Here is a 12,628-nt window from a genome sequence, read left to right as displayed (position 1 = left end):
TAAAAGGGCAGGAATACTTTGCTGCCTATGATAGCGCAAATAGCCGCGTAAATAGAAAAGTGCTTTCGCGGTATTGCTCGATGCGCTATACAAGCCTATCTACGGGGGAGCCAGAAGTCCGATTCCAGGCAATAAAACCGGCCATTGGATATAAATTTACCTGATAATACGCAGCTCAATAGAAAGGACGTAAAGTCGGATTGGTCTTCACTATGGTTTTTGCAGGCTTACGACGTAACCTACCTTCACAGCACTATCACACCACAACTCCTGTTTTATGGCCCTGCGTAAGATTTCCGGTTGGTTGCTCAGCGCTTCCTTGTTGTTGGGAGCCTGTGAAAAAGAAGACCCGGTTTCCCTGCTGCCCGACAGCACGCAGACGGGCCAGAATACGGGCGGGTTCCTGCTCGACGGCACCGCGTACCCGGCCACTGGCTGGACCGGGAGCTTTCTGGGTATGGCCGGGACAATTCCTCCGCTCGAGGGCGGCTACGATGTGTCTGCCCTTGCTCCCCTGCCCGGCTGGCAGGTCAGGCCCGAGTATAGCCTGAGCCTCAACAGTGCCCGGGGCAAAAAGCAGGTGACCGTCACGCTGTACCTGCGCAAGCCCCAGGTGGGAGAGTTCCTGCTCAACCAGGACACGGGCCTGCCGCCTCTGGCCCCCGACAGCACGGTGGTAGACCATGCTACGGTGTATATCAGTGAGGACAGCAGCTCCGAACTCTACCAAACCAGCAGCCGGCACACCGGCCGCATCGTGCTGACGGTGAGCTACCCCGACGCGGCCGTATCTGCTGGCACCTTTGAGTTTACCGCCGCCAGCACCACTAACCCAAGCAAAACGGTAACCGTTAGTGCCGGCCGCTTCGACCGCAAGCAGTAATGCAGGCAAGAGTTCCAGCCCGGCCGCCATATCGGTCATTCAGGCTGTTTTAGCAGAAACTTAGGAGTAGCGCGACCAGCGGCAAGAGCTTCAATAGTTGCAGGAAGAGACGGTGAAGCCGGCAAGGCAACCCCAGCTTTCCCAGCGACCTAGGCAGCAGTGCTTTTATGCTTAGTATCACGGCCGCCGATATGCATAAAGCCGCAAATTCTCATCACTTAACTCTAACTGAAACTGGCCTATTGCTTGAATCTGCAGCTGAATAGCGTGCAGATCCTGCACTACGGATTTGTTGCTGATAAACCGAGGAAATTCCAGCCACTCGATTTCCTTGTAGGCGTACCAGCCCCTGGGGTTTCCGGTAATCATGGCTTCCATAGCGGTGTCATAGTAGTCGAAACGGTAGCTCGTATCCTCATCAAATACCAACCATCTGATCATCGTTTCTTGCTCCCAGATCAGTTTAACTCGGCATTCCGCAATCAGCGCCGCGTTTTCGACCAACGCGGATAGCAACTTTAGCCACTTTGCGTTACTCATCAACGGAGAAAGACGTTTTTCAGTGATAAGCCTCTCTATTGATATATTATCCCGCGTCATTATAAGCGTTTGTTAGATCCAGCTGAGCCACCGCCGGCTTCTGGTAAAACAACTCCAGACCCCAAGATACACCGTTCCGCTGGCCCAAGCTTTCTGAGGCTTCCAAACACGAGCCTTGTGGGACTTTCTTCCGGGGAAAAAGCTGAAAGTCACGGTCGTTTGCGCGGCGGGTAGTATCTTTCCTGGCTTATTTCTTCCGATGAAACACCTATACTTCCTGGTTGGCTTGCTCCTGACGGGCCTCACGGCTTCGGCCCAAACTTTTACGGGCGCCGGCGGCACCATCCCCGACGACAATACCACTGCCAGCTTTGCGGCTGCGGTGAGCGGTCTGAAGCCAGCCACCCTCAACGACCTGTTCGGGCTGGAATCGGTGTGTTTCACGATTGAGCACCCGCGTGTGGCCCAGCTGGTAGTGCAGCTGCAGGCCCCGGATGGGAAGGTGGCGAATTTATCCGTCGGCAACGGGGGCAACGGCGCCAACTACAGCAACACCTGCTTTAACAGCACGGCCATGCTCTCAGTGAAGGCAGGCACGGCCCCGTTCAGCAATACCTTCCGGCCGGAGGGGGTGCTGGGCAGCGTAAACAACAACCAGCCTGCCAACGGCACCTGGAGCCTACGCGTGCGTGACACCCAGGGCGGCCACGTGGGCAGCGTAACGTCCTGGTCACTCACCTTCGGCAACGCCCCGGCCACCCCGCCCGGCTTTATCTCGTCGAACCTGCCCATCGTGGTGATTAACACGGGCGGCCGTGCCATTCCCGACGACCCCAAGGTAGATGCCTACATGGGCATCATCAACCACAAGGACGGGCGCCGCAACCGCCTGGCCGATGCCTACGACGACTACCACAACCGCATTGGCATTGAGCTGCGCGGCAGCTCCTCGCAGCTGTTTCCGCAGAAGTCCTACAGCATCGAAACCCGCAACACGGGCAACTTCGAAAACGACACTGTGGTGATGGGCATGCCCGAGGAAAACGCCTGGATCCTCTACGCGCCCTACAACGACAAAACCGGCATGCGCAACGTGCTGAGCTACGATATTGCCAACCGCACGGGCCACTACGCCTCGCGCACCCACTACTGCGAGCTGATGCTCAACGGCGAGTACCAGGGCATTTACGTGATGATGGAGAAGATCAAGCGCGATGCCAACCGGGTCAACATCAAGAAAATTGACCCAGTGGATATTTCCGGCAACAAGCTCACCGGCGGCTACATCTTCAAGCTGGATAAGCCCACCGGCACCGGCGGCAACGAAGGCTGGAACTCCAAGCGCCTTAGCTCCAGCGGCAGCATCATCCACTTTCTCTACGAGTACCCCGCGGCCGACGAAATTCAACCCGAGCAGGCCAAATACCTGCAGGCTTACGTCGACTCCGTGGAAACGGCCCTGGCCTCGGCCGACTTCGCCGACCCCAAAACCGGCTACGCGAAGTACATTGACGTCAATTCCTTTATCGACTATTTTATCCTGAATGAAATCAGCAAGAACGTGGACGGGCTGCGCCTGAGCACCTTCCTGCACAAAAAGCGCCGTAGCGACGGGGGCAAGATTTACGCCGGCCCTGCCTGGGACTACAACCTGGCCTGGTGGAACGCCGACTACTGCGACGGTAACACGGAAACCGGCTGGGCCTACAACTTCAACAGCGTATGCCGCGGCGACGAGTGGCAGGTGCCTTTCTGGTGGGCGCGTATGCTCCAGGACCCGGCTTTCACGGCTGCCCTGCAGTGCCGCTGGAAAGAACTGCGCCAGCGCACCCTGAGCCTGGACCGCCTCAACACCTACATCGACTCCACCGCCAACCACCTGGACGAGGCGCAGGCCCGGCATTTTCAGCAATGGCCCATCCTGGGCACGTATACCTGGCCCAACCCTTCCCCCATTCCTGCCGACTACCCCGGCGAAATTGCGGCCCTGAAAAAGTGGCTGAAAGTGCGCTTTGCTTGGCTGGATGCCAACATGCCCGGCCTTTGCAGCAACGTAACGGCCGCTCAGCCCACCGGCCCGGCCACGGCCACGCAGGTATTTCCTAACCCTTTCGGCCCGGAACTGAGCTTACGCACCACGCTTACGGCCCGCGCTACGGTGCAGGTGCGCGTGCTCGACGTAACGGGACGGGAGGTAAGCCGGGTGGAATATGGCCAGCTGCCGGCCGGGCCGCACGAGCTGCCTATCAAACCCGCTCAGGCGCTGGCGCCGGGCATCTACTTCGTGCAGGCTACCATCGGTAGGACGGCTTACCATCTGAAGGTGGTGAAACAGTAGCGGCTTAGAAGCTGTTTTAAGTTAATTCTTCTGGAGGGTGCAGCGAAGCAAAGGGGCGGCGCTACACCCTCCTGGCGTTTTTGAGCTTACGCAATCCACTTTTTAGTGGTCGTAGCTGACGACCCGGGTTACTTTCCACTGCCCGTCCTTGAGGCGCCACACCATCATGTTCTTGAAGGTGCCGCAGTCGTCTTTGCCGTTTTCTACGTGGCAGAAGCGGTGCTCGTAGGTTTCCACGGCCCCGTAGCCGCTGATGGGAAATACTTCCAGAGTGCCGGGCACGAGCTGGCGGTTGAGGCCGGTGGTTTTGTTCTGGTCGAACAGATTCCGGAAGCCCTGCATGGTTTGCTGGAAGTTGGCCAGCCCGCCTTTGTCGTGGTAGAATTCCAGGTCTTCGGCGAAGAAAGTCTGAAGCTTTTCCACATCATGCTGGTTGAAAGCCAAGAACATCAGGCTGTCTTGCCGCGCAATGGTGCGGTAAAGCTCTTGAGAAACCGGTGCTTTAGGCGCCCGGGTCGCAGGAGCTGGCTTTACCGTGGTGCAGGCGCCAGTCAACCACGCTATTGCGGCCAGTAGTGCGTACGTATTTCTGCTGTTGCGGCTCATCAGATTGTAGGTAGCGGTATAGTCCTGCCAGGGGGCAGGTCGGGTCAAAGCTAACATGGCCTATTTTCTCCGCCAACCAGAAACGGCTGCCTACTTCCGGGGCTTACGGCGTCGGCGGCTGGCTACTCGTTCCCGCTCGGCTTTGCGCTCGGCCCGCACGGCCAGCCGCTCGTCCATGCGGCCCATCAGCCGCTCGCGCACGTGCCGGGCCAGGTCGGCGAGGGAAACCAGGCGGGTGGTGCGCAGAAAGCTAAGCACTTCGCGGCGACGCAGCGTACTCACGCCGGGCAGCCCCCGGGCCAGCAGGTATTGCTGAACCTCGCTGTGGCGCAGCAAGGCTGCCACGGCGGGCCGCTCCACGGTGGCGTTGTACAGGGCCGGGCGCTCGGTGCGCAAACCATCGGCCGTGGCGACCTGAATACCTACCCACTCCGGCAGCAAAGGCCGCAGCTTGGGCACGTGCTTTTCGGTGACCACGAAAGTGACGAAGTCGTAGGCCTTGGCGTAGCAGGGCAGCTGCTTGGCCACGCGCTGCAGGGTGTCGGCGTCGCCTTTCAGTTCGTAGCCGTGCATGAAGTGCTCAGTGATGTGCACGACGTCGGCGCGGGTGGTGCCGGTGGGCAGCTCGTCTACGTACAGGCCGCCCTGCAGCAAGGGGTACAAAAGCACACGGATTTCGGGGTCGTTCACGGGAAAGCTTCGGCAACTAAGGTGCAAGATACGCCATCCGGCACGCGAGGAAAAAGTCCGACTACCGGCCGCCCCGTTAACTTCGCAGCTGGATTCCGTTGGTTCCCGCTGTTTTCCTTGTTTGCTATGCCCTTGCCCATCACGTCGCGTACCTGGCTTTGGTTGTTTCTGGCTGCCCTGGGGCTGGCCTTCCTGCTGGGCCTGGGAGCCTGGGGGCCGCTGGAAAGCTCGGAGGCCCGCTACGCCGAAATCGGGCGGGAGATGCTGACGGGCCAGGACTGGCTCCACCCTCGCCTACTGGGCATTCAGCACTTTCATAAGCCCCCGCTCACCTACTGGCTCACGGCAGCCGGGCTGGGTATGTTCGGCGAAAGTGCGCTGGGCGTGCGGGTGCTGCCGGTGCTGGCCGTGCTGCTGCAGGTGCTGTTGGTATACGGGTTAGGTCTGCTCTTCTTCGCCCAGGACCGGGCCCGCGCCCTGGCCGCGGCCATCGTCTATGGCACCCTGCCCGTAGTGCTTATTTCGGCCCTCAACGTGACGACGGATGCCTACCTGGCCACGCTGGAGCTGGCGGCGGCCTACGGCATACTGCGCTATTACCACGGGGGCGGCATGCGGTGGCTGTATTTGTTCTGGCTGGGGCTGGGGCTGGCCTTCCTGACGAAAGGCCCCGTGGGTTTCATCCTGCCGCTAATGGTTGTTATCGGCTTTTACTTCCGGCGCGGGCAGGCGCGGCGGCCGTTTACCTGGCATCACGCCGTGGGCATTGGGCTGTTTTTGCTGGTGGGGCTGAGCTGGTATCTGTACCTGATGGCCGAAAACCCGGCGTTTCTGCGCTATTTCCTGTTCGAGCATACCGTGGAGCGGTTTGCCAACGCCGCCACCTTCAACCGGGCCAAGCCCTGGTGGTTTTACCTGGTGCTGGCTCCGGCGACCAGCCTACCGTGGTCGGTGGCGCTGATTACGCAGGCTGTGCGCACGCGCTGGGCGGAGGTGCCGCAGCAGTGGCGGAACGTGCTGCTGTTCTGGGTGGTGCTGCCGCTGGTGTTCTTCTCCATTTCCAAGTCCAAGCTGCTGCTGTACGTGCTGCCGGTATTCCCGGGCGTAGCCTTGCTCACGGTGTACTACCTGGGCCGCCTGACGGATGGGGCACTGCACCGCTGGTACGTGGGTTTCCTGGCCTTCTGGGGGCTGCTGCTGGCGGCGCTGTGCCTAGTGCCGGTGCTGAGCGCCGTGGGCTGGGTGCCGCTGGAAGCCGGGCCGCTCACAGCCGGGGCCGCCGCAGCCGGTATTGCCCTGCTGGTGTTGCTGCTGATGTTCTGGGACGAAATACGGGTGGCCCCACGCCTGCTGGTGGCAGCTGGTCTGTTCACGGTGGTACTGCTGGTAGCAGCCAAGCCCCTGCTGCACCAGAACGAGCTGACCTTCAACGGCAGTCGGCCCCTGGCCGAGTTCCTGCGCGAAAAGCAGCTTTCCAACCGGCAGGTTCTGGTGTACAATGAGCTGCTCCCGTCTCTGGCCTTCGAGCTGGGCCGCGTGCCCGTGTCGCTCTACGATGGCAACCAGAGCCTGAGCCGGGAAACCCAGTTCGAGGCCAACGACACCTGGCAGCGCCAGCTCATCAACCTGCAAAATCCGCAGCAGGAGCCCTACCTCGGCAGCTTGCTGGTGCAGCGCCCCGTGCTGCTGGTGAAAGGCGAGATGCGCGCCGAACGCCGCTGGATGCTGCGCTACTTCCGTCAGCAGCAAAAGCTGGGCAAGTGGACGGTGTGGTGGTAGAAAATCTGGGCTTTGGGGTAGCTGGCCTCATTGGCAAGGCAAACGGTTGGGCGGGTAGCCGTATCAGTCGCCGGGCCGCCGGCTAAGCCGGATGCCTGCTTATTGCTGGGAGTTACCCAAGAGTACACACGTGCTGGCGCTCTACTGCTTAAGCGGTCCTTTGCCCCCCAAAATCTGACCAGTGACTAGCGCCAGGCAGCACAGCCTGGTTTTTGACGCGGGCTCCACCGGCTCGCCCTGGGTACCCCCGAAGCCCCTACCCACGGGCAAGCCGGCACTGCGGTTTGGCCGGGGCAAATACCACCTCTTGGGGGCCGGCACAGAGTACCTGACCATAACTTAAGCGGCGGCGGGCAGTTAGTATACTTCCACCTCCTGCTGCCCGGCCATGAACATTCTGCTTACCGGTGCCAATGGCTACATTGGCCAGCGTCTATTGCCCCTATTGGTGCAGGCCGGCCACCACGTAACCTGCCTCGTGCGCGACGCCCGCCGGGTAGACCTGCCCGAGACTTTGCGCCAACAGGTGCGTGTAGTACAGGGCGACCTGCTACGTCCCGATTCCCTGGCCGACCTGCCCCTGGACGTGGACGCGGCCTACTACCTGGTGCACTCCATGAGCGGGCACGACAAAGACTTTTTCCGCCTGGAGCAGGAGTCGGCCCACAATTTCGCGCAGTACCTCAACCGCACGGCGGCCAAGCAGGTAGTCTATCTTTCCGGCATTGCCAACGACCGGGCCCTGAGCGTGCACCTTCGCTCCCGCAAGGCCGTGGAAAAGGTACTGCGCAAGCAGGCCCGCGCCTCGCTCACAGTACTGCGGGCCAGCATCATCATCGGCTCGGGCTCGGCCTCGTTTGAAATCATCCGGGACCTGGTGGAAAAGCTGCCGGTGATGGTGACGCCGCGCTGGTTGAACTCGCGCTGTCAGCCCCTGGGCATCCGCGACGTGATGCACTACCTGCTGGCCGTGCTCGACAATCCCGCCTGCCAGGGCCGCTCCTTTGACGTGGGCGGGCCGGACGTGCTAACCTACCGGCAGATGCTGCTGGAGCTGGCGCAAGTTCGCGGCTACCGGCGCTATATTTTCACGGTGCCCGTGCTCACGCCCCGCCTTTCCTCCTGGTGGCTGTATCTGGTGACCAGCACCACGTTTTCCCTGGCCCAGAGCCTGGTGGAAAGTCTGCGCAACGACACCATCGTGGACCCGGACCGCAGCATTGAGGCGGTGGTGCCCCATGCCTGCATGCCGTACCGCGCCGCCGTGGAGCTGGCCTACCAGCGCATTGAGCAGAACGAGGTAGTGAGCAGCTGGAGCGACGCGCTTAGCAGCGGGGTAATGCCCCCGGCCTATATGGACCACATTCAGCTGCCCCGGCACGGCATTCTGCAGGACTGTCGGCGCCTGCGCTTCCGGCGCGACCCAGAGGCCGTGCGCCGCAACGTGTGGCAGATTGGCGGGCAGCGGGGCTGGTATAAAGTAGACTGGCTGTGGCGGGTGCGCGGCCTCCTGGATAAGTTGGTGGGTGGCGTGGGCCTGCGCCGGGGCCGCCGCTCCCCTACCGACCTGCGCGCCGGCGACCCGCTCGACTTCTGGCGCGTGCTGGTGGCCGACCCGGCCGCCCGCCGCCTATTGCTCTATGCCGAAATGAAGCTACCCGGTGAAGCTTGGCTGCAGTTCCAGATTTTGCCCAACGACGACGGCACCCACACCCTGGAGCAGCTGGCCGTGTTCCGGCCCCGGGGCCTGGCTGGGCGCTTGTACTGGTACTCGCTGGTGCCTTTCCACGCCATCATTTTTCGGGGCATGGTGGAGAATATAGTGGAGTACACGGGTCCGCCGGCTCGTGCCTTACCCACCCCACCGCCGCCACAGCCAGAGCACGGCGCTTAGCAGCAAGCTCACCAGCAGCATGGATACGATGGGCGCGTAGAACCGAAACCCCGGCCGCTCCACCCGAATATCACCGGGCAGGTGGCCAAACCAGCCCAGCAGCCACCCCCCGCCCAGCCACAGAAACGCGCCCAGCAGGACGATGGCTAGACCAAGGAGAACTAGGGTTTTACCGAGTTGGGGATGCATAGATATTCCTTTATCTATGGAGAACTGACTAAGCCATTCAGCAACCGATACAGCTGCCGAAGGCCAGCCGTGCCGGTGCCATTCAAATCTTCTACGACCTTGCGCTGGCCGTCGTTATATTCTATTACCAGTTTGACGTGGGTGCGGTGATTTTGCGGTGAAAGGGCAAAGCTGGCCGGTAAGCCGGCAAACTTTATATAGTTGAGCAGCTCCGCCAGTTGTATCTTCTGCGCCGGAAGCAGGCGACTTGCGCGCTGTTGCATGGTCACCTTCGTCGTATCCAGGGCTTCCGCCCGGCGACGCCAGAGATGCACGGATTCTTCGGTCACGGTGATGCGGGTACGGATAGCCTGATGATATACGGAGTAGCCTTCGTACTCAACCCGTTGAATGCGGTGCTGCGTGGGGTGAGCATTGTACTCCACAAAGCCGCCACCTACGTACGACAGCAGCTGCGTGCGGCGGTTTTGCAACTGTCTCCTTGGGCCGTGGCTGCGGGCATAGTCAGCATACTCTAGGAGGTGTTGGCCTTGCTCCACAACCACGCGCGCTACCGGATATCGGCGGTTCAGTACGTTGTAGAAATTGCGCACTACGAGCAGTTTGCTACCCATATCCAGCACGCAGAACACCAAGCTGGTATTCTTACGTTGGGCCAGCACCAACAAATCCGGCAGGCCGTTCTGGTCGAAATCAGCCTTGAACCACGTCTGACCGCTGCGCACGGCAAACCGAGTGAAACGGTACGGCTTATACGCTGCTGCGGCGGAGTCGCCCAGCGTTGCTTCGGCATACTCCCACCCCAGGGGGTGGATGAGGTCCAGCACCTGAGCGTCGGTTTGCAGGGCAGCAATGCGGCTCGCTTTTTTCCTGGGCCTGGGCATGACCTGCCCAGAGCATCAGCAACAGGCTTATCAAGAATAGTTTAAGCCACCTACGCATCACCCCTGCCCGAAAATCGGCTCGATGCGACCTTCGGGCGTCACTTGCAGCACGGCTTCGTAGCGGTTGCCGGTTTTGCTGGACACGAACCCGCGGATGACGCCGGTTTTGCCTTTGCGCAGCAGCTGATTCATCTGGGCGTCGGACAGGGTTTTGCCGCCCCACTCGAAGGGCACCCGAAACTGGCAGTCTTCGCGGAAGCGGGAGCAGCCCCAGGCGCTTTTGCCGCGCAGCATCTGGCCCAGGCGGCACACCGGGCACGGAATCTGGCCAGGGTCGGAGGGCGTGGTGGGCTTGCTTTCGGCGGCGCGCACCAGCTCCAGGGTGCGCTGCGGCGTGAGGCGAATGGCGGCCCCAAACTTCTGCCCGGCATCGTCCAAAAAGCCCTGCATCACCTGGGTGCGGCCTTTTTTGAGCAGGTCGCCCACCTGTTTGTCGGTGAGTTTCTTGCCCTCAAACTCCGGAGGCAGGCGGAACTGGCAGCCTTCTTTCCAGCGCGAACAGCCCAGAGCGGTTTTGCCACGCAGCACGTGGCCGCCTCCGCAAGCCGGGCACGGCCCCAGCGCCCCCGGCACGGCCGGCGTCGGCGCGGCCTTGGGCGGACTGGCCTTGGCACCCGCGGCGGCTTTCTGGCCGGTGAGGTCGGCCATTTCGGGCCGGTGAATGCTGATGCCGCGGCCGGAGCCATCCTGCTTTACTTCCTGTACCATCTCGCGCACCAGGGCCTTCAGGTCGCTCAGGAACTGCTCGGGCTCCAGCTGGCCGCCTTCAATCTGGCGCAGCTTCCGCTCCCACTGCCCCGTCAGCTCCGCCGATTTGAGGGTAGGGTTACGAATCAGGCCAATCAGCTCCACGCCGGTGGGGGTGGGCACCACCTTCTTTTTGTCGCGGCGGATGTAGCCGCGCTTGAACAGGGTTTCGATGATGGCGGCCCGCGTAGAAGGGCGGCCGATGCCGTTTTCCTTCATGGCCTGGCGCAGTTCCTCGTCGTCGACGTTGCGGCCGGCGGTTTCCATGCCGCGCAGGAGCATGGCCTCGGAGTACTCGCGCGGGGGCTGGGTCATCTTGGAATCCAGCCGGGGCTTGTGGGGGCCGCTTTCGCCTTTCTCGAAGCTGGGCAGCACGGTGTTCACCACATCATCGTCGCCCTCGCCGGTGGCTTTGGGGGCCGAGGGCGCCTGCTGCTTTTCCGGGTCGCCGTAAACCACGCGCCAGCCGGGGTTGAGAATCTGGCGGCCCCGCACCCGGAAAGTGCGGCCGGCCGCGTCGGCCGTCACCGTTGTGTTGGAAACTTCGCAGTCGGGGTAGAAAGCGGCCAGGAAGCGGCGCACGATGATGTCATACACGCTTTGCTCGTGGTGGCCCAGGCCGCCCGCGCTGGCCCCGGTGGGAATAATGGCGTGGTGGTCGGTGACTTTGTTGTTGTTGAAAACCTTGGGGCTCTTCTTGATTTTGGTGGCCAGCAGGGGCGCGGTGAGGCCCGCGTAGGCCCCGAGCCCGCGCATGATGCCCGCAATTTTAGGGTACTGGTCGTCGGGCAGGAAGGTGGTATCCACACGGGGGTAGCTCACCACTTTCTTCTCGTAGAGGCCCTGCACGGTTTTGAGGGTATCCTCGGCCGAAAGGCCCAGCTGGTTGTTGCACTGCACCTGCAGGGAGGTGAGGTCGAACAGGGCGGGCGGGCTTTCCAGGGCCTTCTTGATTTCGACGTTGGTCACCGTCAGGGGCACGTCTTTTACCGCCGCCATGGCCTCATCGGCTTCCTCCTGGGTCACGAAGTAGCCGCGGGCTTTCAGGCGGGCCTTTTCAGCAAGCACCCCGTCGGGCTCGTCATCGTCCTTGCCTTTCTTGACGGGGGCTACGTGGCTGAACATGGTGCCCCGGTACTCGGTGCGCAGCACCCAGTAAGGCTCGGGCCGGAAGTTCTGGATTTCGTGGTACCGGTCCACCAGCAAGGCCAGCGTGGGCGTTTGCACCCGCCCGATGCTGAGCACCTGCCGCTGCCCGGGCGCGTACTTGAGCGTGAACAGGCGCGTCGCGTTCAAACCCAGCAGCCAGTCGCCCACGGCGCGGCTTTTGCCGGCCTGGTAGAGCTTCTCGAACTCGGCCCCATCGCGCAGGTTGGCAAAGCCCTGGCGGATGGCTTCCTCGGTGAGCGACGATATCCAGAGGCGCTTGATGGGCTTGCGGTACTTGGCTTCGAGCAGCACCCAGCGCTGAATGACCTCCCCTTCCTGCCCGGCGTCGCCGCAGTTGATGACTTCCTCGGCAGAGGCCAGCAGGTTCTTGATGACGTTGAACTGGCGCACCACCCCGTCGTCGCGGCGCATAAGCTTGATGCCGAAGTTCTCGGGCAGCATGGGCAAATCGTGGATGCTCCAGCGCTTCCACTCGGGGCGGTAGTCTTCGGGCTCGCGCAGCTGGCAGAAGTGCCCAAACGTCCAGGTGACCTGGTAGCCGTTGCCCTCGAAGTAGCCATCCATTTTGCGGCTGGCACCCAGCACGTGGGCAATTTCGCGGGCGACGCTGGGCTTTTCGGCAATGCAGACTTTCAACTCGTGGGATTCTCTCGGATGGATGATAACACCGGCTCCGGGCCGGCAGACAATCAACAAAGATACGCCGCGAAAAGGTCGGTGCCGAACGAGGTGGCCCCTGTCATTCCGAGCAAAGCGAGGAATCTGGCTTGGCCCGTCCACGCTTCTTAAGATTCCTCGCTTTGCTCGGAATGACAGTTGTTATAGGTCGTTCAACGAGGAGACGCGAA

The 12,628-nt window shown here is 61.6% G+C and carries 10 protein-coding genes; 4 read left to right on the top strand and 6 right to left on the bottom strand.

Features of this window, described 5'->3' with window-relative positions:
* The first annotated feature begins 277 nt into the window (after nt 1-277).
* Nucleotides 278-883, top strand: a complete 606-nt coding sequence (locus tag LRS06_RS16415) for a DUF6252 family protein (protein ID WP_257872470.1) — start codon at nt 278-280, stop codon at nt 881-883.
* 177 nt (nt 884-1,060) lie between these two features.
* Here the strand turns inward: LRS06_RS16415 and LRS06_RS16410 are convergent, their stop codons facing one another.
* On the bottom strand, nt 1,061-1,483 hold the full coding sequence (locus tag LRS06_RS16410) for a hypothetical protein (RefSeq protein WP_257872469.1): 423 nt from the start codon (nt 1,481-1,483) through the stop codon (nt 1,061-1,063).
* A gap of 199 nt (nt 1,484-1,682) precedes the next feature.
* Between LRS06_RS16410 and LRS06_RS16405 the strand changes: the two genes are divergently transcribed.
* Nucleotides 1,683-3,761, top strand: a complete 2,079-nt coding sequence (locus LRS06_RS16405; RefSeq protein ID WP_257872468.1) for a CotH kinase family protein — start codon at nt 1,683-1,685, stop codon at nt 3,759-3,761.
* 102 nt (nt 3,762-3,863) lie between these two features.
* Here the strand turns inward: LRS06_RS16405 and LRS06_RS16400 are convergent, their stop codons facing one another.
* Nucleotides 3,864-4,415: a nuclear transport factor 2 family protein gene (locus LRS06_RS16400; protein ID WP_257872467.1), complete on the bottom strand. Its 552-nt coding sequence runs from the start codon at nt 4,413-4,415 to the stop codon at nt 3,864-3,866.
* Between the two features lie 42 nt (nt 4,416-4,457).
* Nucleotides 4,458-5,057 carry a sce7726 family protein gene (locus LRS06_RS16395; RefSeq protein ID WP_257872466.1) on the bottom strand — a complete coding sequence of 200 codons (600 nt, stop codon included), beginning with the start codon at nt 5,055-5,057 and terminating at the stop codon, nt 4,458-4,460.
* Between the two features lie 126 nt (nt 5,058-5,183).
* On the opposite strand from LRS06_RS16395, the gene LRS06_RS16390 reads away from it, so the two are divergent.
* Both LRS06_RS16390 and LRS06_RS16385 read left to right on the top strand, forming a co-directional pair.
* Entirely contained in the window at nt 5,184-6,836 is a 1,653-nt protein-coding gene (locus LRS06_RS16390; RefSeq protein ID WP_257872465.1) for a glycosyltransferase family 39 protein, read from the top strand.
* Nucleotides 6,837-7,224: 388 nt separating this feature from the next.
* Nucleotides 7,225-8,730 (top strand): SDR family oxidoreductase, encoded by a 1,506-nt coding sequence (locus LRS06_RS16385; protein ID WP_257872464.1) that lies wholly within the window; start codon nt 7,225-7,227, stop codon nt 8,728-8,730.
* Here the strand turns inward: LRS06_RS16385 and LRS06_RS16380 are convergent.
* The 3 genes from LRS06_RS16380 to LRS06_RS16370 are packed head-to-tail and all read right to left on the bottom strand — an operon-like array spanning nt 8,689 to nt 12,416.
* Complete coding sequence (locus LRS06_RS16380; protein WP_257872463.1) at nt 8,689-8,919, bottom strand: DUF2905 domain-containing protein; 231 nt, start codon at nt 8,917-8,919, stop codon at nt 8,689-8,691. The genes LRS06_RS16385 and LRS06_RS16380 overlap by 42 nt on opposite strands.
* 14 nt (nt 8,920-8,933) lie before the next feature.
* Nucleotides 8,934-9,803 carry a hypothetical protein gene (locus LRS06_RS16375; protein WP_257872462.1) on the bottom strand — a complete coding sequence of 290 codons (870 nt, stop codon included), beginning with the start codon at nt 9,801-9,803 and terminating at the stop codon, nt 8,934-8,936.
* Nucleotides 9,804-9,860: 57 nt separating this feature from the next.
* Nucleotides 9,861-12,416 carry a type IA DNA topoisomerase gene (locus LRS06_RS16370; protein ID WP_257872461.1) on the bottom strand — a complete coding sequence of 852 codons (2,556 nt, stop codon included), beginning with the start codon at nt 12,414-12,416 and terminating at the stop codon, nt 9,861-9,863.
* Between the last annotated feature and the right edge of the window lie 212 nt (nt 12,417-12,628).

It is taken from the genome of Hymenobacter sp. J193 (genome assembly GCF_024700075.1).
In the GTDB taxonomy this organism is placed as follows: domain Bacteria; phylum Bacteroidota; class Bacteroidia; order Cytophagales; family Hymenobacteraceae; genus Hymenobacter.
The sequence above is the reverse complement of the archived record's forward strand: the minus strand, read 5'-3'. Positions and strand labels throughout refer to the sequence as shown.